Genomic DNA, 19,427 nt, shown 5'->3' on the forward strand with positions numbered 1-19,427 from the left:
TGCCCCTGGTCGTACGCCTGTCGTGGGATGCCGGCGAGCGCTTCGCCGAACTACGCTGGCACCGTGGCCGACCTGTGGCGCAAACCGGTCTTCCGGCTCCTCCTCACCGCGGCACTGCTGGCCGGTGCGACGCTCGTCGTCAACGGCGGTGTCTACTTCGCCGACCCCGGACACCGCAAGCAGCTGCTCGCGGTGTTCGGGGACTACGACGCGCTGCGCGGCGCGTTGCTCCTCTGGTGGGGTTTCGCCGCGCTGCTGATGGCGGGACTGGTCGTGGCGTCCCGGTGGCCGGTCGCCGCGCTCGTCCTGGTGCTCGCGGGCGGGATCGGGCACCAGCTGGACAACCGGTTCACGCTTCAGCCGATCGATCTCGCGGTGCCCATCGTGCTGTTCGTGGTCGCGGCCAGGGCGCGGACGCGCCTGGAGGCGGTGGTCGCGGCCGCGGTGGCCGCGGCCGCCGTGTTCGCGGTGAACGTCCACCTGCTGGTGTCTCCGGCCAGCAAGGCGAGTGACCTGGGCAAGCTCCCCCGGACGCCGGGGCAGGCCGGTGCCGGCACGGTGGCCGCCGCGCTGGGCAACAGCCTGCCGGTACTGCTGGTGCTCGGGCTGGCACTGGCGCTGGGCGAGAACGTGCGCAGCCGCCGTCTGGTGGTGGACACCCTGCGGCAGCGTGCCGAGGAGGCCGAACGCGCCCAGCAGCAGCACCAGGCGCTGGCCGTGGTGCGGGAGCGGGCGCGGATCAGCCGGGAGCTGCACGACATCGTCGGGCACGGGCTTTCGGTCATCGTGGCGCAGGCGCAGGGCGGTGCCGCCGCGCTCGACCGGCATCCCGACCGGACCGCGGAAGCCTTGCGCACCATCGTCGGTACCGGGCGCGAAGCCCTCTCCGACACGCGAAGGCTCCTCGGCGTGCTCGACGGAAACCCGGCCGTCCGGCCCGCGGGCGTGGCCACGTTGCCCGAGCTGGTGGACCGGCTCCGCGGCACCGGGCTTCGGGTCCGGCTCCGCATCGACGGCGAACCGCGCCCCCTGCCCGCCGACGTCGACCTGTCGGTGCACCGGATCGTGCAGGAGGCGCTGACCAACACGCTCAAGCACGCCGGCGCCGGCGCGGCCGCCGAGGTCTCCGTGCGCTACACCGCGGCGGCGGTGGAAATCGACGTGCGCGACGGCGGAGGGGGCGTGCCCGATCCGCCGGTCACCGCGCACGGCTACGGGCTGCGCGGCATCGCGGAACGGGTGGACGGCCTCGGCGGCGAGCTGGACTTCGGCCCGGCCGACGGCGGCGGCTTCGTGGTCAGCGCCCGGCTGCCGCTCGGGGCGGCCCGATGACGCTGCGCGTGGTGCTCGCCGACGACCAGGTGCTGGTCCGCACCGGCTTCCGCATGATCATCGACGAGACCGCCGACATCGTGGTGGTCGGCGAGGCCGAAGACGGCGTGGCCGCTGTCGAAGTGACCGCCAGGACGCACCCGGACGTGGTGCTGATGGACGTGCGGATGCCGAGGATCGACGGGATCGAGGCGACCAGGCGCATCCGGGCCGCCGGTCCGGGTGCCCCCAAGGTGATCATCCTGACCACGTTCGACCTCGACGAGTACGTCTTCGCCGGGCTGAAGGCAGGCGCGGGCGGCTTCCTGCTGAAGGACGCACTCGCCGCCGACCTGATCACGGCCATCAGGGTGGTCGCCGCGGGCGACGCCGTCACCGCGCCGAGCGTCACCCGCCGCCTGATCGAGCACTTCGCCGATGCCGCGCCCACCGCCGAGCGGGACCCCTCGAGGCTGGCCGCGCTGACCGTCCGGGAGCGGGAGGTGTTCACCTTGATCGGCCAGGGGCTGTCCAACCCGGAGATCGCCGGCCGCCTGGGGTTGAGTGAGGGCACGGTGAAGACCCACGTGGGCCGGATCTTCGGGAAGCTGGGGCTGCGCGATCGGGTCCAGGCTGTTGTCCTCGCCTACGAGTGCGGCGTCGTCGGCGATCGACGCTGACACGCCACGCACGCACTGACGTCTGTGGCGCGCGTCACGAACGCTTCCTGTCACAGGGAACCCGGGCGCCGGTGTCTCCTGGCCTACGCCGTGCGGGCCGGGGCCGGGGCCGCGGTCGTGCTCGCCGTCGCCGGCCGGCTCAGCCTGCCTGTGCTGCTGGTCGCACCAGCGGCAGGAAGACCTCGTCGACGATCTCGACGAGCACCGCATCGTCCACAGTGGTCAGTCCGCGGGTGAGGTACTCGTTGCGCAGCAGGACGAGGGCCACCGTGGCGACGCGCGGGTGCAGTGCGGCCGGCCGCGCCTGCCCCCGGGCCACCGCCTGGCCGACGACGGCGAGCCAGGTGCCGGTGCCGCCTTCGGAAGCCTGTTCGTGCAGCTGTTCCCGGAGTTCCGGTTCTTCGCCGACGCCGGTCAGGAGGCTGCGGAGGATCCGCGCGGCGGGTGAAGTCTGGCCGCAGTTGATCGCCCGCAACAGGGTCAGCGCGTCTTCGCGGAGGTCGCCGGTGCCGGGCGGCTTGAGTGTTTCCTCGGCCAGGTGACGGTAGGCGGCGACGCCGAGTGCGGCGCGGTTCGGCCAGCGGCGGTAGATCGCGTTCTTGTTGGTGCCGGCCCGCTGGGCGACCCGTTCCATGGTCAGGCCGGGGTAGCCGGCTTCGGCGAGTTCGTCCGCCGCCGCGCGCAGGATCGCCTCTTCCAGTTCGGTGCCCCGGCGCCGGGTCTTCGGTGTCGCCACCCGGCCATGCTAGCCAGCCGACAGGGTACGGTACGGTCCGTACCCTAACGAGTGGAGGAAGCATGCGAGCCAAGGGCATCGGCTACGACACCGGGTTGGCGCGCGGCGGCCGGTTCAACCGCCCGTTCGACCCGGGCCTGGTCCGCCGCGAGCTGACGATCATCCGCGACGACCTGCACTGCACGGCCGTCCGGCTGATCGGCACCGACCTGGACCGCATCGAGTTCGCCGCCGGCGAGGCGGCGGCGCTCGGGCTGGAGGTGTGGTTCTCCCCGTTCCCGTGGGACCGCACGCCGGAGGAGATCCTGGACCTCCTCGCCGACGGCGCGGCGCGGGCCGAACGCCTTCGCGCGGCGGGCCACGAGGTCGTGTTCGTCACCGGCGCCGAGCTGAGCCTGTTCAACCACGGCTTCCTGCCCGGCGAAGACGTCTCCGCCAGGGTCGCCGGGCTGATGGCGTCGCGAGAGCTCGTGGCCGGCCTCCCGGTGCGGGTCAACGAGTTCCTCGCCCGGGCGGTCGAGGTCGTCCGGGCTCGCTTCGGTGGCCGGGTCACGTACGCGGCGGTCCCCCTGGAACGCGTCGACTGGACGCCCTTCGACATCGTCTCGGTGGATGCGCACCGCTCGAAGGAGGTCGCGCACCACTACCGCGAGGGCGTGCGAAGCCTGGTCGCGGCGGGCAAGCCGGTCGCCATCACGGAGTTCGGGGTGACGCCGTACCGCGGCGCGGCGGACCTGGGCGCCCGCTGCGGCGAAATCCTCGAGTACGACGGCGATGTCCCGGTCCGGCTCAACGGCGAATACGTCCGCGACGAGGAGGAGCAGGCGCGCTACCTCCGCGAACTGGTGGAGATCTTCACGGGGGAGGGCGTCGACGCGGCTTTTGCCTGCACGTTCGTGTGTTACGGCCTGGTGCACCGGGCCGACCCCCGCGAGGACCTGGACATGGCGAGCTGGGGTGTGGTGAAGGTGCTGGCGGACGGGACGGGGGAGACCTACCCGGACGTGCCGTGGGAACCGAAGGCGGCGTTCGGCGCCTTGGCCCGCTGCTACGCCTGAGTCAGCCGTCTGATGAATTCTTGGCGAACCACCGAGACAACCCGGGTGACATTGACAGAACGCGGGGGCCCTTCTACCTTCGTAGCGCAAGACATCGGATGTCCAGCCCGGGTTGCCCGGGTCCGTCCGCCGGCCGATGTGCACCCCCTGCCGAACTCCGCGCCAGGAAGGACACACCCATGCCGGAATTCCCCCGCCGGACGGCCCTGCGCTCGCTCGCCGTCTCCGCCCTCGCCGTCCCGCTCGTCCTCAGCACGGCGGTCCCCGCCCACGCGGCCCCGCTGTGGCACCCGAACCCCGCCACCGACGGCCTGAAAGCCTTCGAGGGCATCGAGGCGGACCGCGGCAACCACCACCCGGACCGCAAGTACGTCGTCGTCGAAGGCGACCACTACCGCTTCAACATCTGGAAGGACGACCGCGACACCACCGGCGACGGCGACCGCCAGCGCACCGAGTCTCGGGGCATGGTGCAGAACGGCACCGCGCTGAAGATGCACAACGGCGAGACCTGGACGATCTCCTACGAGATGTACGTACCGGCGTCCCTGCACGGCACCAGCAAGTTCACCCACATCTTCCAGACGAAGACGCCGTCGACCAACGGTGGGCCGTGGGTGACCCTCGACCTGACCCGCAGCGGCGGCACGGAAATGCTCAACGCCCGCGCGTACGCCAACTCGGGCTCGCCGAGCATCGCGGCGACGGCGCTCGCCCCGCTGCGGAACAAGTGGATCACGATCGAGTGGACGTTCACCCCGGGCGCGAAGGGCAAGGCAGCGTGCGTGATCCGCAATGGGACCGGTTCCGGCGCGCCGATCGCCGCGCAGGGCAGCATGACGAACGTCAACCTCCCCGACCAGGGCGACTACGTCCGCCCCAAGTGGGGGATCTACCGGTCGGTCGAGAGCGCCTCGTCCGACATCCTCGACACCTACCTGCTGTTCCGGAACTACACGGCGGCACGCAAGTAGCCGTGGCGGTGGCCGCCGGTCCGGGGTGACACTGGCGGCATGAAGGTCGTCGACGGGCAACGGGGCACCGATCGCCCGCCGACGACCTCGCCACCTCCGCTGCGCCGCGGTCCGCTGCTGGTCACGGCCGTCTTCGCCGCGTTCGGGGGCGCGTTGATCCCGGTGGCCGCGGTGCCCGCGCTCTGGCGGATCTGGCAGCTGTACGCGATGGTGTTCGGCGCCGTCGCGGCCTTCGAGCTCGTCGCCGTCGTCGCGGTGCTCGGGTGGCCGACGCGCAAGACGGCGCACTTCGGCGCGCTCGCGGCCTGCGGGGCACTGGCGCTGTGGGTGCTCACCCGTCCGCTCGGGCTGCTGACCCGGTTCGACCCCTGGCAGCCGGCGGACACCGTGGCCGGCTTCACCGACTGGGTGGCCGCCGGGCTGCAGGTCGTCGCGGTGGCCGGCTTCCTGATCGTGGCGCGGCGCGGGGCGCACCCGTGGCCGTCCGCGCCCCGGCGGGTGCTGGCGTGGATCGCGCTGTTCCCCGTGCTCGTGGCGGTGCTCGCGACCGGCGTCGCGGGCACCGTCGCGGCCGCCGACGGCAGCACCGGCACCGCCGCCTCGACGCTGCTCGACGGCGGCGCGGGCACCGTCGAGTACTGCCGGCCTGACGGGATCCCGCTGGCCATGGACGTCTACCGGCAACGGGCGGGCGGGCAGGCCCCGGTGGTGCTCTTCCTGCACGGTGGCGGGCTGGTCCTCGGCAACCGCAAGCCCACCGGTGCGCTGCTCACCGGCTCGCGGTTCGGTCCGCTGCGCGACGAGCTGACAGCCCGCGGGTTCGCGGTCGCCGTGATCGACTTCCGGCTGGCACCCGCGGCGCACTGGCCCGCCCCGCTCGCCGACGCCCGGTGCGCGGTCCGGTTCCTCAAGGCCAACGCGGCCGCGCTGGCGCTCGACCCGGCCCGGATCGCGGTGTGGGGCACCGGCACGGGCGGCACCCTGGCGTCGCTGCTCGGTGTCGCGCGCGGCCCGGACACCGGTCAGTACGCGGGCCAGGACAGTTCGGTCCGCGCGGTGGCGGCGCTCGCGGCCCCCGAAGACTTCACCGACTTCAGGGGGCTGGACCCGCTCACCCGCGCGTCGGTGCTCCTGGCGCTGGGCCGCTCGCCGTCGACGTGGCGCGCGGCGAGCCCGCTGGCGTACGCCGGCTCCGGCGCACCGCCGTTCCTGCTCGGCGACGGCGGCCGGAAGTCGGCCGAGTTCGCGGCCGGCCTGCGCGCGGCGGGGGTCCCGGTGACCGAGGGGCCGGCGTCCGACGGCGCGATCGCGGACTTCCTCGCCGCGACCGCGCGCTGATCCCGGGATCGGGACTTGCCCTGGAGCGCACTCCAGGTCCTAGCGTGGGGCAAGCCGAACAACGTCAGGAGCACGTTCCATGGAACTGGGTTTCCACCTCCCCATCTTCGACATCGACGGCGGGACCACCGCCATCGCCGGTGAGCTCGCCCGCGTGGGAGCCGCGGCGGAGGAGGCCGGGGCGACCTGGCTGTCCTTCATGGACCACTACTTCCAGATCGAGCCGACCGGTCTGCCCGCCGAGTCGAACATGCTGGAGGGCTACACCACGCTCGGCTACCTCGCCGCGCACACGTCCCGGATCGACCTCGGCCTGCTCGTCACCGGCGTCACCTACCGGCACCCCGGGCTGCTGGCGAAGATCGTCACCACGCTCGACGTCCTCTCGGGCGGCCGGGCCGTCCTCGGCATCGGGGCCGCCTGGTTCGAGCGCGAGCACCAGGGGATGGGCGTGCCGTTCCCGCCGATCGCCGAGCGGTTCGAGCGCCTGGAGGAGACGCTGCGGATCTGCGGGCAGATGTGGGACCCGGCGAACAACGGCCCGTTCGAGGGCAAGCACTACCAGCTGGCCGAGACGCTCTGCGCGCCGCAGCCGATCAACCGCCCGAAGGTGCTCGTCGGCGGCGGCGGGGAACGCAAGACGCTGCGGCTGGTCGCCCAGTACGGCGACGCCTGCAACCTCTTCGGCAGTTCCCCCGAGGACGTCGCGCACAAGCTCGACGTTCTGCACCGCCACTGCGACGACCTCGGCCGCGACTACGACGCGATCCGCAAGACGATCGTCGCCCACAACCCGCGTCCGACGCCGGAAACCCGCGACGACTTCGTCCGCGCCATGGCCGGGTACGCGAAACTCGGAGTGCAGGCGGTGATCGTCACCCCGACGACGGGCTCGCCCGCCGCGTGGATCGAGGGCATGGCCCCGGCCGTGCCGCAGCTGGCGGAACTCGGCTGATCAGCGGTTTGCGTGTCCGGCATTGAGTCCACAATGGACACGTGATGGATCTTCCTTCCGGTGAACCGATTCGCCGGCGGGGCCGTGTGCTCTGGTGAGGTGGCGACCAGAGAGGAGGGGCTGATGCCCCACGTGCGCACTGCAGGACGACACCGCAAACCCGCGACGATCGGACTCGCCGCGCTGCTGGGAGTAGCCGGCGCGACGGCGACGGCGATTGCCCTGACCAGCCCGGCGAGCAACGCGGCGACGGAAAACTGCGGTGGTCTGGACACGGCGTTGCAGACCAACCTGACGTACATCGCCAGCCAGCGCACGGCCCCGGACGCCCAATCGGCAGCCCGCATCGCCAACCGCCAATCGGTGGTCGACCAGATCCAGCAGCGGCGCGGAGCCGCAGGCTGCGCAAACCAGGTGGCGGCGAACGAGGTGGCGGCCCAATGCGCGGCCATCGCCGGGGCCGCGCAGGAAGCGGCCGTGAAGGACGAGGCCGGGCAGGACGGCGCCGCCGAGAACGGCATGGCGGCCAAGAACGGCATGGCCGAGAAGGGCGCAGCCGACGAGAACGGCATGGCCAGCGAGAACAGCGCTGCCAGCGAGAACAGCGCTGCTGACGGCAGTGGCATGGCCGACAAGAACGGTATGGCGGCCAAGAAGGGCGCAGCCGCCAAGAAGGGCGCAGCCGCCGAGAACGGCATGGCCGGTGAGGCGGACGCGGTCGACCAGGACGCCGCTGCCGCCCAGGCCTGTGCGGTGGTCCAGAAGTGTCTGGCTCAGGCCGCCGACGCCACCGGGATGGCGAACCAGAACGGGATGGCCGCCGAGAACGGTATGGCTGACCAGAACGGCATGGCGAACCAGAACGGTATGGCCGACCAGAACGGCATGGCCAACCAGAAGGGCATGGCCAGTCAGAACGGCATGGCCGACCAGAAGGGCATGGCCAGTCAGAAGGGCATGGCCAATCAGAACGGCATGGCCGACCAGAACGGCATGGCGGCGGAGAACGGTGCGGCCGATCAGAACGGCATGGCCGCCCAGCAGGAAGGTGCGGCCCAGGCCGACCTCTCCGCCGAGGATTGCGCGGCCGTCCTGAGCTGCGTTGCCCAGGCGGCTGACCCCGCCGCCGCAGCCGGGCAGCAGGGTATGGCCGCCGAGGAGAACAAGAAGGCCGACAACCAGAAGGCCGACAACCAGAAGGCCGAGGAGAACAAGAAGGCCGAGAACAAGAAGGCGGCCCAGAACCAGAAGGCCCAGAACCAGAAGGCCAAGGACAAGGCCGGTGCCGACGTGGATGCCGGTGCGGTCGCGGCCCAGTGTGTCGCGATCGCCGCCGCTTCCACGGCCGAAACGGTCCCCATGGGCCACTGACCAGCCTCACGACCAGCACGCCTCACCACCAGCACTCCACGGACCCCCGCCCGGACCGGCGGCCACGCGCCCCGGTCCGGGCGGGGGTCCACAGGGCACACGAACCGGTGACCGACGGGGAACTCCGGCCCGTCGCCGTTCGTTGACCGGGTGGAGCGCAGTACTCTGGCGCTCGGAAAATGTCCGACGACAGCACGAGGCTTCAGTGACCACCGACCCGGCGGCCGAGGACGCTTCCCTGCGCGAGGCGGCCGACGAGCTCGCCGTCGCCGGGCAGCTCCCGCGGTTCCTCCTGATGTACAAGTTCGTCATCGAAGAGCTGATGACAAAACTGCGGATCCTCAGCGAGGAGTTCGACTTCGTCCACCAGCACGACCCGATCGAGCACATCACGAGCCGGGTGAAGCGGCCGGAGGCGATCAAGGAAAAGGTGCGCCGCCGGGGTCTCGGCAGTGACTGGGTTTCCGCGGCGGGCGCCCTCGACGACATCGCCGGCATCCGCGTGGTCTGCCCGTTCGTCTCCGACGTGTACGAGGTCGCCCGGATGCTCACCGCGCAGGACGACGTCGAGCTGCTGCGCACCAAGGACTACATCGCGAGCCCGAAGGCCAACGGCTACCGCAGCCTGCACCTCATCGTGCGCATTCCGGTGTTCCTGTCCGACCGGGTGGAAAAGGTCAAGGTGGAGGTGCAGCTGCGCACCATCGCCATGGACTTCTGGGCGGCCGTGGAGCACAAGCTGTCGTACAAGTACCGCGACAGCGTGCCGCCCGACTTCGCCGGCGAACTCGCGGCGGCGGCCAGCACGGCGGCCGATCTCGACCGCCGGATGGCGGCGTTGTACGAACGCATCCGTTAGCGCTCGGCCATCGCGCCGAGGGCGTCGAGCAGGATCCGCAGGCCGAACGCGAATTCCGCTTCGTGGTCGCACACCGCCAGGAACGGCGCCGCCGCGGAAACGGCCGGCAGCCCGGAGCCTTCGAGGTCCGCGAGCCGGCGGCGGAGAGCGTCGGGGTCGGTGCCGCTGAACGTCGGCGCGGCGTCGACTTCCCGCATCAACGTGCCGATGAGGAACGCCAGCACGGCCCGCAGCCCGTGCACCGCGCGGTCCGGCGGGAAACCCGCCGCGAGCAACGGGGCGAGCACGGTCTCGACCGGTGTCAGCGCCGTCATCGACGCGAGCCGGCGGGTGAGCACGAGCGGCGCCGCCCGCGGGTGGCCGAGCATCGCGGCCCGGAACCCGTACGCCAGCGCGGACATCGTTTCGCGGAGATCCACATCGCGTGGGGGAGCCGGGATCGCGGCCAGCAGGACCTCGGCGATCCCGTCCAGCAACGCGTCCTTGCCGTCGACGTGGTTGTACAGGCTCATCGGGTCGACGCCGAGCCGGCGCGCGAGCTTGCGCATGCTCACGGCGGCCAAGCCCTCTTCGTCGACCAGTGCGAGGGCCTCGCGCAGGATCCGTTCCCGCGACAAGACGCCGGCGTCCTTGGGTGGACGTCCGCGCCGGCTCGTCACGGGACGAGCACCGCGGGCAGGTGTTCGTAGCCGCGCAGGATCCGCGTCGAGCGGCGACGGGCCCCGGGCAGCACGCGCAAGCCGGGGAACCGGTCGAAGATCGTGCGCAGCCCGATCTCGCCCTCCATACGCGCCAGCGAGGCACCGAGGCAGTGGTGGCGGCCGGCGCCGAACGCCACGTGGTCGCGCGCGCCGGCCCGGGTGACGTCGAAGACGGCGGGCTCGGCGAACACCCCGGGGTCGCGGTTCGCGCCGGCCAGCACGGTGGTCACCAGCGCCCCGCGCGGGAGCGGGACCCCGGCGACCTCGGTCGCGCGCGTCGCCAGGCGGCCGGTCAGCAGGACCGGCGGGTCGTACCGGAGGACCTCCTCGACGGCGTTGCCCCACAGCTCCGGCCGGTCACGCAGGGCGGCGAGCTGCCCGGGGTCGCCGGCGAGCAGGGCGATGCCGCTGCCGAGCAGGTTGACCGTCGTCTCGAAGCCGGCCGCCAGCACCAGGCCGGCGGTGGACTTCAGCTCCGTCTCGGTGAGGCCGACACCGTCGTCGCGCGCCGCGACGAGCTTGCTGAACAGGTCGTTGCCCGGGTTCCGGCGCAGGTGGCCGAGGTGCTCGCCGAGCCAGGTGTCGAACTCGGCCAGCGCGGTCTCGACGTCGCGGAACGTGCGCCAGCCCAGCCCGAGGTCGAGGCTGGGCGCGGCGGCCGCGCCCAGCGAAAGCACCTTGCCGAGGTCGGACGGCGGGACGCCGAGGATCTCGCTGATGACCGTCACCGGGAGCAGCCCGCAGTAGGACTCGACGAGGTCGAGCGGGCGGGCGGGGTCGAGCGCGTCGAGCAGGCCGTCCGCGATCTCCTGCACGCGGCCGCGCAACTGCTCGACCGCGCGCACGGTGAACACGCCGGTGACGAGCTTGCGGTAGCGGGTGTGCGCGGGCGGGTTGACGGCCAGCAGCGACGGCGGCCGCACCGGGTGCAGGTGCTCGCCGGCCGACCACTCGACCAGCCGGCCGAGGGCCGAGCCGTCGGAGCCGAGGACGCCGACCCGGAAGTCTTCGCTGGAAAGCACTTCCCGGACGGCGGCGTGCGTGGTGGTCATCCAGCCGAAGCGGGTGCGGGCGAGCGGGCCGGCGGCGCGGATCTCCTCGAACAGGCCGGTCAGGTCCCGCCCGTCGGCCGCGGCGACCACCATCCGCCCCTGGAGGTCCCCGCGCCGGGCCTCGCGGCGCAGCACGGTCCGGGGCAGCGCGTGGCCGAGACCCCAGCGCACGACGGGTTTGGTCCAGGCCAGGGCTCCGGTCATGACATCCCTTCCGTCGGCGTGCCTACAGTGTAGGTTATCGGCCCCGGACCTCCGGCGTAGATTGATGGGCGCCCCGAGGAGCGAGTTCGACACCCCACGGCGTTCCCCGGCCGGCACCCCGAACTCGCCGCGCTGCGCGGTCGTGGTGGAGGCCTTGCGGCCCGTCCGGCGAGCGGTATTACCGCGGTGGCGCGGAAACGGGTGCCAGCAGCACACCCAGCGCGAGCAGTTCCGTCAGCGCCATCCCGCGTTCGACCAGGCCGAGCGGGATGAGCGTCCACCAGCGGCCGTCTTCGGCCGCGGCGACCACCACCGCGCCCAGGATCACCGCGAACCAGCCCAGCGACGCGATCGCCAGCACCCGCGCCAGGAGGCGCCGCCCCGCGGACGCCGGGAACGCCGGGCGCGCCGCCACCAAGACCGCCAGCGGCAACGCCACGAACGCCACCACGCTCGCGATCCGGTGCAGCGTGCCGCCGAAGTCCGCGCGCGACACGGTCGCCCAGTCCGGCTTCGGGAACGCCACGATGACCAGCAGCCCGACCGTCCACAATGTCCCGAGAACGGCCGCCGGGACCGGCAACCGCCCTTGCCGCTGCACCACCGCCAGGCCGGCCGCCGAGCCGAGGGCGACCAGCACCACCGCGAGGTCGAAGATCCCCTTGTGGTCGGACAGGCCGTACTCGCTGATCGTGCGGCGGGTGGCGCTGATTTCGTCGGTGGGCGGGATGACCTGCAGCAACAGCATCAGGCCGGCGCCGATCGTCAGTGCGGCGAGCCCCGTCAGCGAGACCGCGAGCGACACCCGTCGCGCAGGGATCGTGACCATGGACCGACAGTAGCCGACCGGCGGTTGAATTCCCGGTGAAAGGCGTCGCCGCGGTGAACGCTGTCAGACTTACGGCGGTTACCGCGGCCGGATTTCCTCCATTATGGTCCCTCGCTACCGGTAGGTCCGTCCTGCCGGCTTGGTCAAGGAGGTCGCTTCCTGTGGGGAATTCACCAAGACGGCTGGTGATGCTGGCTTCGGCCGTCGCGCTGGCCGCAACATTCGTCGCGTTGCCCGTCGGCACCGCCGGCGCCGCGCAGAACATCCTGCGCGCGGACAAGTCGGTGGCTCGCTCGTGCTTCGCGAAAGTGCTGCCCAAGGGCACCTCGGGCGCCGATCGCCGCGAGCTGACGTCTACTGTGGACGGTCTCGTCCAGGCCCGGCTCAAGCCGGGCCAGGGTGCCGAGGGTGACTGGGACGTCGCCGTGTTCGACAAGGCCACGGGCTCGGTCGTCGCCGCCTCGGCGGCGTTGCGCAGCCACGAACTCGCCGAAAGCTTTGTGAAGAAGGGGCAGGAACTCGTCGTCCAGGGCTGCCGGTACGGCGGCTCGGCCGGTCAGGTCCAGCTCGGGGTCGACTTCCTGGCGTTGACACCGCAGGGCACGCCGACCGGCACGGCCCCCACGGCCCAGCGCGCGGAACTCGTCCGCGTCGAGACGCCCACGCGCGCCGACAAGAACAAGCTGACCGCCCTCGGCCTCGACGTCACCGAGAAGGGGGATGCGACCGGGGTCGAGGTCGTGCTCGCCGGCGACGCCGACCGCAAGACGCTCACGGACAGCGGCTTCAAGTCGAAGGTCGTCGAGGCGGACCTGTCGGCCAAGTCCGTCCAGGACGCGAAGACCGACCGCCAGTACGCCGCGAAGACGGCCGCTTCGGCGCTGCCGTCCGGCCGGACGAGCTACCGGCACCTCTACGAGTACAACTTCGAGATGAAGGAACTCGCCCGCAAGAACCCCACCCTGGTTTCGGCGTTCACCATGCCGGAATCGACGTGGGAGGGCCGGGACGTCGTCGGCGTCGAAATCGCCACGGACGTCAAGAACGTGACCGACGGCAAGCCGGTGAACTTCACCATGGGTGTGCACCACGCCCGGGAGTGGCCGGCAGGCGAGCACGTCATGGAATGGGCGTACGAGCTGGTAAACGGCTACTCGCACGACGCCGCCATCCGGTCGCTGGTGAGCAAGACGCGCAACATCGTCGTGCCGATCATCAACCCGGACGGCTTCGAGATCTCCCGCGAGGCCGAGCCCAAGGGCGACTTCACCCGCTTCGACTACGAGATGAAGCGCAAGAACTGCAACGTCAACGACTCGCCGCCGCAGTACGCGACCGGCGTCTGCAAGGCGAACCCGGGCGGCCGCCTGCGCGGCACCGACCCGAACCGCAACTACGCGGGCTTCTGGGGCGGCAACGGCGCCGAGATCGCCTGGAGCGGCGACACCTTCCGCGGGTCCGCGCCGTTCAGCGAGCCCGAGGTGCGGAACGTGCGCTCGATCGTGTCCTCGCGCCAGGTGACCAACCTGATGACGATGCACACCGTCGCCGCGCTGGTCCTGCGCCCGCCGGGCGTCGCCGACGTCCGCCCGCCGCTGGAAGAGCCGCAGTACAAGGCCCTCGGCGACAAGCTGGCCTCGCGCAACGGGTACACCAGCGAGCCGAGCTGGGCGCTCTACGACACCACCGGCACCACCGAGGACTGGTCGTACTGGGCCACCGGCGGCTGGGGCTTCACCATCGAGGTCGGCGGCAACGGCTTCCACGGCCCCTACGCCGACAGCGTCGTGGCCGAGTACGAGGGCCTGGCCCCCGCGGCCGGCGCCGGCAAGGGCGGCAACCGCCAGGCGTTCCTGGACGTGCTGGGCAACGCCGCCGACCCGCAGCAGCACTCGACGCTGATCGGCTCGGCGCCCAAGGGCTACCAGCTCAAGCTGCACAAGACGTTCCAGACGCCGACGTCGCCGGTGATCCAGCCGGACGGCTCCACCAAGCCGCCGATCTACGTCACCGACGACCTGAACTCGAAGTTCACCGCCAGTGGCGGACGCTTCGCGTGGTCGGTCAACCCGTCGACGCGGCCGTACGTGGCCGGCCGGTACGGGCGCGACCCGCAGGGCCCGGCGCAGCAGGGCTTCGCGGTGACCAACCCGGCGGGCGTGCCGCCGATCAACCAGAACTACCCGGCGGACGCGACGGCGGAGAGCTTCACCTTCCACGTCGACGCCCTGCCGAAGGTGGACAACGGGAAGTTCAGCGTCAACATCAACTGGAAGAACACCACGACCGACTGGGACCTCTACGTCTACGACGCGGCGGGCAACCTGGTCACCTCGTCGGCGAACGGCGGTACGACGGCCGAGCACGCCGTGCTGTTCGACCCGCCCGCCGGCGACTACAAGGTCGTGGTGGTCAACTACGACCAGACCGACCCCAACGCGGTCGACGACTGGACCGGCGACGTGTCGTTCTCGTCCCCGATCCCGCCGACGTACGGCACCAAGGAGGCCTACCAGCTGACCTGTTCGTCGCCGAACGGCAAGCTCGTCGGTGTGGCGGACGTCTTCGCCGACCGCGGCCAGACGGTCGACGTCGGCGAGGTCTGCACCCGGTCCGCGCACGCGCAGAAGCAGCGCGCTTCGGGCGGCGTCCGGTAGTAGCGCGTTTCGTTCGTGAAGGCCTCCTCGCTCGCGGGGAGGCCTTCACGGCGTTACGGCCAGTGCGATGCCGAGAACGACGAGAATCGTGCCCACGACGCGGTTGAGGACCGGTTTCGCGCGGGCGTACCACCGTTGGGTGCCGGGTGCGGAGAACAGCAGCGCGACGCTCAGGTGCCAGGCGGCCGAGGCGGCGACGATCAGGGCGACCGCGGCGGCCTTGACGGCGGTGGGTTCGGCCGGGGGGAGGGTCGCGGTGAGGACGCTGCCGAAGAACGCGGCGGCCTTGGGGTTGGTCAGGTTGCTGAGCACACCGCGGCGGAAGAACCGCCCGGGCCGGGGACTCCCGGTGGCCGGGGTGGTTGCCGCGCCGTCCGGCGGCTCCACGAGGTCTTCGGGCGCACGGGCGCGCCACCACAGCCGCACGCCGAGCCACGTCAGGTACCCGCCGCACCCCACCCGCAACGCCGTCGCCAGCCACGGCGTGCGGGCCAGCACGCCACCCAGCCCGAAGACCGCGACCGCCGCCAGCAGCCCGCCCGCGACGACCACCCCGAGCGCGACCGCGACGGCGGCCCGCCGCGTCCTGGTGGCCGCCGTGTGCGCGATGAGGACGAAGTTCGGGCCGGGGGAGACCGCGGCCGGCAGGTAGGCCAGCAGCACGGTGCCGAGCGTGGCGGCGGGGCTCACGCCGCCCGGCCGCCTCCGCCGACGACCTGGTCGCGCACCGTCCTCAGGAGCTCGTGGTCCACTGTGGACGGATCAGCGGCGAGCCATCCGCCGATCTCGTGGAGGAACTCCTCCGGAGTCATCGGCGCGACGGGCAGGTCGTCCGGGTCGGCCGTGGTCAGGTCGCCGCTGCGGCTCGGGTACACGATCATCGCGCCCCGCAGCGCCACCTCCGGCAGGAGGTCGTGGTAGGCGGCCAGGCTCTCTTCGAGCCGGCTGCCGCCGCCGCGGAACGGCCGGCCGTTGCGCAGGAGCCTGCCGTCCTCGGCGGTCTCGTAGTGGCCCGGCAGCCACAGTTTCGACTCGATGAGCACGAGCCGCTTCCCGCACAGCACCGCGTGGTCGACGTCGGCGAACACCGAGCCCGGCCACGCGAGGCCGTGGAAGATGCGGGCGCCGGGCAGCCGGGTGAGGTACTCCTCGAGCAGCTCGGCGGTGAGCCGCTCGGCCAGCTCGTCGCGCTCGGTGCCGGGAGCGCCGAAGACCGTGTGGCCGCCGAACTCCCGGGCGTACGCCTCGCGGGCGCGGGCGGCCCGCAGGTACCCGCGCGCCAGCCGCTGGACCAGCAGCGCCGTGCCGGCCGTCAGCAGCAGCCAGACGATGAGCACCGGTGGCGAGAACCCGACCCCGGTGACCAGCGGCAGCAGCACGAGCACCATCCCGGCCACCGCGGCGACCACCGGCGTGTGCCCGGGCCCGCGGTCGTACCGCGTCCGGGTGTCCTCGCCGGCGAAGTGCCACCAGGTCAGCTCCTCGGCGTCCAGGTCGGGCAGACCGGGGACGAAGCCGGGCTCGTCGCCGAAGCGCCGCCGGGGGCGCGGGCGGACCGGCACCGGCACCACGGTTGCGCCGCCGGCGTCGTAGCGGGCGCGGGCCGCCGGATCGCTCAGGACGTCGTAGGCCTCGCGCAGCAACCGGAACGTGCCGACCGTCCCGCCGCCGTCCGGGTGCATGGTCTTGGCCAGCCGGCGGTAGGCCGTCTTGACGTCGGCCGCCGTGGCGTTCCGGCGGACGCCGAGCACCTCGTAGTAGTCGACCTCGGGCACGCGGGCGTTCACCTCCGGATGGCTGCGCGAAGACTTTATGGGGTCGGGTCGCGGGGGCTGTCACCGCCTCGGCGGCGCGCCGGGGTGACGGTTCTCGGCGCAGGTCAGGACGGTGGGGGAGTTCTACCGCGGACGGCATGGGGCCGGTGCACCCCGGCGTGGCGCGGGCGGAGAACTGCGTGACGACGGCTCTTGCGGCGGTGGAGCGGCGTTTGCGGTGGTCGCGGAGTGTCCACTGAGGACCGTGTGTCACCCGGAAGTGTTGTGCCGCGCGATAAAGGACGGGGCGGAGTGACTTTTCGTAGCCGGATTTCACCTGAACGGACGTGAACAGGTGTTCGAGTCCTCGGCTATGGTTGAGGCATGTCCCCGGCATCCCCCAGACGTGACGGGCCCACCGCCACCCCACCTCGGCAGCGGGCCCGTCACCCCCCGGGTGCTCGGTGACGGCCGGGTGCTCGGCGACAGCCGCGTGCTCGCCGACGTTTCGGCGGGCGCACCGGTGGTAGCCCACGGGCATGGTGAGCGTCGGTTACTTCCTGTCCTCCGAAGAGTTCTCCCCGCGCGAGCTGGTCCACCAGGCCCGGCTCGCCGAGGCCGCCGGGTTCGAACGGTTGTGGATCTCCGACCACTTCCACCCGTGGCTCGACGAGCAGGGCAGCAGCCCGTTCGTGTGGTCGGTGATCGGCGCGCTGAGCGAAGCCACCTCGCTGCCGATTTCGACCGCGGTGACCTGCCCCCTCATCCGGCTGCACCCCGTGGTCGTCGCGCAGGCGGCCGCCACTGCGGCGGTGCAGTGCGAAGGCCGGTTCGTCCTCGGCGTGGGCACCGGGGAAGCGCTCAACGAGCACGTCACCGGCGAGCAGTGGCCGCCGCCGCAGGTGCGGCTGGAGATGCTCGAAGAGGCGATCGACGTCATCCGGGCGCTGCACAGCGGTGCGGAGGTCAACCACCGCGGTCGGCACTACACCGTCGACCACGCCCGGCTCTACACCCTGCCGGAGCAGCCGGTGCCCATCTACGTGTCGGCGTTCGGGCCCGAGGCCACCGAACTGGCCGCCCGCACCGGTGACGGCTTCTGCACCGTCATGCCGGACGCCGACCTGGTGCGGAAGTACCGCGAAGCCGGCGGCGGCGACCGGCCGGTGCAGGGTGGCCTGAAGGTGTGCTGGGCCGATTCCGAAGAAGAGGGTGTGCGCACGGCTCACCAGCGGTGGCGCAACGAACTGCTGCCCGGCAAGCTGCCCTCGACCCTGCCCACCCCGGCCGACTACGCGGCCGCCTCGACCCTGGTGACCGAGGACATGGTGCGCGAGCAGTTCCCCTGCGGCCCGGACGTCGACCGGCACGTCGAAGCCGTCCGCGAGTTCGCCGACGCCGGGTTCGACGAGGTGTACGTCCAGCAGATCGGGCCGGACCAGGAGAAGTTCTTCGAAGCCTGGCAAACCCACGTGCTGCCGCAGTTGTCCTGAGCGGGACCGGCCGCGAGGGTCACCCCGACGTGGCGCGCGGGCTCACGGCGTCGCGGAGCGCCGGACAGTAGCTTTTCGATCATGGTCGAGACGCCCGAGCCCCCGCCCACCCTGGCTGATCCACGTGCCCTCCTGCTGGGCTACCTCGACCACAACGCCACCGCCGTCCTGCGCAAGCTCGACGGCCTCTCCGACCGCGACCTGCGCCGGAGCGTGCTGCCGTCGGGGTGGACGCCGCTGGGCATGGTCAAGCACCTCGCCTGCACCGAACGCTTCTGGATCCGGTACCTGTTCGCCGGGGAGGACGTCGACTTCTCCTGGCCCCGCACCGCCGCGCAGGAGTGGTTCGTCGCGCCGGCGGAGTCCTGGGCGGACATCACGGCCTTCTTCCTCGCGGAGCGCGAAAACTGCGCCCGCCTCGCCGAGGTGACGCCGCTGGACGCCCGGGCCGTCCGCACGACCCGCCGCCGCGGCGCCGAAGAGCATCCGACGTTCGCCTGGATCCTGTGCCACCTCGTGCAGAGCTTCGCGCGGCACGCCGGGCACGTGGACGTCGGCCGCGAGCTGGTCGACGGCGTGACCGGCAAGTAGCGCCGTCAGCCGGCCGCCTCGGGCGGGGCGACCGTGGCGTCCGGCTGGTTCGCCCGGCGCAGCGCGTCGGCGACGAACCCGCTCGCCTTCAGCTCCTCGACGAGCTCGCGCAGGAACGCGATCGTCTCCGGACGGCGATCCGGCGTCGTGCCGACCGCCTGCCGGATCTCCATGAAGCGGCCGGGGAGCACCCGGGTCGCGGGGTGGGCGGCGGCGTAGGCGGTGATCGGCCCGCGGATCCCGGCGGCGGCCTCCAGGCCCTGGGTCTCGAACGCCGTGACACCGTCGTCGCCGCGCACGATCGTGGCGTGCCGGAGGGTCCGGGTCAGGTACAGGTCGTACGCCGAACCCTCCTTGACGCCGATCCGGACGTCCGGCCGGTCGACGTCGGCGGGTGCCTCGAACGGCGAGTCGTGCGCCACGACGTACACGCCTTCGATGACGACGTACGGCGCCGTGAACGCCACCTGCGCCGCACGGGCGGGTTCGATCGCCAGGAAGCCGAGGTCGGCCGCACCCGAGGTCAGCGCCTCGAACGACTTCCGGGCCGCGTCGAAGCAGACGAGCTCCACGGGGACGTCCAGCCGGGCCGCCACTTCGCGGGCGAGGTCGACCGTGACCCCGCCGGGCTCCGCCGGCGTGCCGTGGGCGAGGACCGGATTGCCGAGGTTGACGGCGGCGCGCAGCGTGCCGGCAGGCGCGAGGTCCCGGGCGACGGCGGAAAGATCTCCCATGATCCCCGAGGGTATCGGCGGGGCCCGGCGGTCGCCGCGCGATGGTGGCTCACGCCACCGGCGGGACGGTGTCGGCGGGGCCCGGCGGTCGCCGCGCGTTGACCCGAACTCACGTGTTCCAACCCGCAAC

At 72.1% G+C, this 19,427-nt stretch carries 18 protein-coding genes; 11 read left to right on the forward strand and 7 right to left on the reverse strand.

Annotated elements, in window-relative coordinates; all coding sequences use genetic code 11:
- Positions 1-63 precede the first annotated feature (63 nt).
- Both AB0F15_RS11365 and AB0F15_RS11370 read left to right on the forward strand, forming a co-directional pair.
- The gene (locus AB0F15_RS11365) at positions 64-1,332 is read left to right on the forward strand and encodes a sensor histidine kinase (protein WP_360268787.1); all 1,269 of its coding nucleotides are present in this window, start codon (positions 64-66) and stop codon (positions 1,330-1,332) included.
- A complete protein-coding gene (locus AB0F15_RS11370; RefSeq protein WP_360268790.1) occupies positions 1,329-1,991 on the forward strand; it encodes a response regulator transcription factor in 663 nt (220 codons plus the stop codon). The genes AB0F15_RS11365 and AB0F15_RS11370 overlap by 4 nt, the downstream gene beginning before the upstream one ends.
- A 139-nt stretch (positions 1,992-2,130) precedes the next feature.
- Here the strand turns inward: AB0F15_RS11370 and AB0F15_RS11375 are convergent, their stop codons facing one another.
- Positions 2,131-2,727, reverse strand: coding sequence for a TetR/AcrR family transcriptional regulator (locus AB0F15_RS11375; protein WP_360268793.1), 597 nt, complete (start codon positions 2,725-2,727; stop codon positions 2,131-2,133).
- A 62-nt stretch (positions 2,728-2,789) separates the two neighbouring features.
- Between AB0F15_RS11375 and AB0F15_RS11380 the strand changes: the two genes are divergently transcribed.
- From AB0F15_RS11380 to AB0F15_RS11405, 6 genes are all read left to right on the forward strand, one after another.
- Positions 2,790-3,785 (forward strand): hypothetical protein, encoded by a 996-nt coding sequence (locus tag AB0F15_RS11380; protein WP_360268796.1) that lies wholly within the window; start codon positions 2,790-2,792, stop codon positions 3,783-3,785.
- 179 nt (positions 3,786-3,964) lie between these two features.
- Positions 3,965-4,759, forward strand: coding sequence for a hypothetical protein (locus AB0F15_RS11385; protein WP_360268799.1), 795 nt, complete (start codon positions 3,965-3,967; stop codon positions 4,757-4,759).
- Positions 4,760-4,798: 39 nt separating this feature from the next.
- Positions 4,799-6,097: an alpha/beta hydrolase gene (locus AB0F15_RS11390; RefSeq protein ID WP_360268802.1), complete on the forward strand. Its 1,299-nt coding sequence runs from the start codon at positions 4,799-4,801 to the stop codon at positions 6,095-6,097.
- 79 nt (positions 6,098-6,176) lie between these two features.
- Entirely contained in the window at positions 6,177-7,052 is an 876-nt protein-coding gene (locus tag AB0F15_RS11395; RefSeq protein WP_360268805.1) for an LLM class F420-dependent oxidoreductase, read from the forward strand.
- A 123-nt stretch (positions 7,053-7,175) separates the two neighbouring features.
- Positions 7,176-8,423: a hypothetical protein gene (locus AB0F15_RS11400; RefSeq protein ID WP_360268808.1), complete on the forward strand. Its 1,248-nt coding sequence runs from the start codon at positions 7,176-7,178 to the stop codon at positions 8,421-8,423.
- A 205-nt stretch (positions 8,424-8,628) separates the two neighbouring features.
- Complete coding sequence (locus AB0F15_RS11405; protein ID WP_360268811.1) at positions 8,629-9,282, forward strand: GTP pyrophosphokinase family protein; 654 nt, start codon at positions 8,629-8,631, stop codon at positions 9,280-9,282.
- On the opposite strand, the gene AB0F15_RS11410 is transcribed toward AB0F15_RS11405, so the two are convergent.
- From AB0F15_RS11410 to AB0F15_RS11420, 3 genes are all read right to left on the reverse strand, one after another.
- Positions 9,279-9,941 (reverse strand): TetR/AcrR family transcriptional regulator C-terminal domain-containing protein, encoded by a 663-nt coding sequence (locus AB0F15_RS11410; protein ID WP_360268813.1) that lies wholly within the window; start codon positions 9,939-9,941, stop codon positions 9,279-9,281. The genes AB0F15_RS11405 and AB0F15_RS11410 overlap by 4 nt on opposite strands.
- Positions 9,938-11,239 (reverse strand): cytochrome P450, encoded by a 1,302-nt coding sequence (locus AB0F15_RS11415; protein ID WP_360268816.1) that lies wholly within the window; start codon positions 11,237-11,239, stop codon positions 9,938-9,940. Before AB0F15_RS11415 ends, AB0F15_RS11410 begins: the two co-directional genes overlap by 4 nt.
- Before the next feature lie 178 nt (positions 11,240-11,417).
- Entirely contained in the window at positions 11,418-12,068 is a 651-nt protein-coding gene (locus AB0F15_RS11420; protein ID WP_360268818.1) for a DUF998 domain-containing protein, read from the reverse strand.
- A 188-nt stretch (positions 12,069-12,256) separates the two neighbouring features.
- Here AB0F15_RS11420 and AB0F15_RS11425 point away from each other — a divergent pair, with 188 nt between their 5' ends.
- Complete coding sequence (locus tag AB0F15_RS11425; protein ID WP_360269118.1) at positions 12,257-14,725, forward strand: M14 family zinc carboxypeptidase; 2,469 nt, start codon at positions 12,257-12,259, stop codon at positions 14,723-14,725.
- A 45-nt stretch (positions 14,726-14,770) separates the two neighbouring features.
- Here AB0F15_RS11425 and AB0F15_RS11430 read toward each other — a convergent pair whose 3' ends face one another.
- Both AB0F15_RS11430 and AB0F15_RS11435 read right to left on the reverse strand, forming a co-directional pair.
- Positions 14,771-15,415 (reverse strand): LysE family transporter, encoded by a 645-nt coding sequence (locus AB0F15_RS11430; RefSeq protein WP_360268821.1) that lies wholly within the window; start codon positions 15,413-15,415, stop codon positions 14,771-14,773.
- Positions 15,412-16,500: a DnaJ domain-containing protein gene (locus tag AB0F15_RS11435; protein WP_360268823.1), complete on the reverse strand. Its 1,089-nt coding sequence runs from the start codon at positions 16,498-16,500 to the stop codon at positions 15,412-15,414. The genes AB0F15_RS11430 and AB0F15_RS11435 overlap by 4 nt, the downstream gene beginning before the upstream one ends.
- A 518-nt stretch (positions 16,501-17,018) precedes the next feature.
- On the opposite strand from AB0F15_RS11435, the gene AB0F15_RS11440 reads away from it, so the two are divergent.
- The gene (locus AB0F15_RS11440) at positions 17,019-17,972 is read left to right on the forward strand and encodes a TIGR03557 family F420-dependent LLM class oxidoreductase (RefSeq protein WP_360268826.1); all 954 of its coding nucleotides are present in this window, start codon (positions 17,019-17,021) and stop codon (positions 17,970-17,972) included.
- An 81-nt stretch (positions 17,973-18,053) separates the two neighbouring features.
- Positions 18,054-18,563, forward strand: a complete 510-nt coding sequence (locus tag AB0F15_RS11445; RefSeq protein WP_360268829.1) for a DUF664 domain-containing protein — start codon at positions 18,054-18,056, stop codon at positions 18,561-18,563.
- A 5-nt stretch (positions 18,564-18,568) separates the two neighbouring features.
- Here the strand turns inward: AB0F15_RS11445 and AB0F15_RS11450 are convergent, their stop codons facing one another.
- Positions 18,569-19,297, reverse strand: coding sequence for a transporter substrate-binding domain-containing protein (locus tag AB0F15_RS11450; protein WP_360268832.1), 729 nt, complete (start codon positions 19,295-19,297; stop codon positions 18,569-18,571).
- Between the last annotated feature and the right edge of the window lie 130 nt (positions 19,298-19,427).

It is taken from the genome of Amycolatopsis sp. NPDC026612, assembly GCF_040638285.1.
In the GTDB taxonomy this organism is placed as follows: domain Bacteria; phylum Actinomycetota; class Actinomycetes; order Mycobacteriales; family Pseudonocardiaceae; genus Amycolatopsis.

Coding starts and splice junctions, on each gene's coding strand:
- AB0F15_RS11370 (WP_360268790.1), top strand. CDS start 1,329: ATGACGCTGCGCGTGGTGCTCGCCGACGACCAGGTGCTGGTCCGCACC.
- AB0F15_RS11380 (WP_360268796.1), top strand. CDS start 2,790: ATGCGAGCCAAGGGCATCGGCTACGACACCGGGTTGGCGCGCGGCGGC.
- AB0F15_RS11385 (WP_360268799.1), top strand. CDS start 3,965: ATGCCGGAATTCCCCCGCCGGACGGCCCTGCGCTCGCTCGCCGTCTCC.
- AB0F15_RS11390 (WP_360268802.1), top strand. CDS start 4,799: ATGAAGGTCGTCGACGGGCAACGGGGCACCGATCGCCCGCCGACGACC.
- AB0F15_RS11395 (WP_360268805.1), top strand. CDS start 6,177: ATGGAACTGGGTTTCCACCTCCCCATCTTCGACATCGACGGCGGGACC.
- AB0F15_RS11400 (WP_360268808.1), top strand. CDS start 7,176: ATGCCCCACGTGCGCACTGCAGGACGACACCGCAAACCCGCGACGATC.
- AB0F15_RS11415 (WP_360268816.1), bottom strand. CDS start 11,239: ATGACCGGAGCCCTGGCCTGGACCAAACCCGTCGTGCGCTGGGGTCTC.
- AB0F15_RS11420 (WP_360268818.1), bottom strand. CDS start 12,068: ATGGTCACGATCCCTGCGCGACGGGTGTCGCTCGCGGTCTCGCTGACG.
- AB0F15_RS11425 (WP_360269118.1), top strand. CDS start 12,257: ATGCTGGCTTCGGCCGTCGCGCTGGCCGCAACATTCGTCGCGTTGCCC.
- AB0F15_RS11440 (WP_360268826.1), top strand. CDS start 17,019: ATGGTGAGCGTCGGTTACTTCCTGTCCTCCGAAGAGTTCTCCCCGCGC.
- AB0F15_RS11445 (WP_360268829.1), top strand. CDS start 18,054: ATGGTCGAGACGCCCGAGCCCCCGCCCACCCTGGCTGATCCACGTGCC.
- AB0F15_RS11450 (WP_360268832.1), bottom strand. CDS start 19,297: ATGGGAGATCTTTCCGCCGTCGCCCGGGACCTCGCGCCTGCCGGCACG.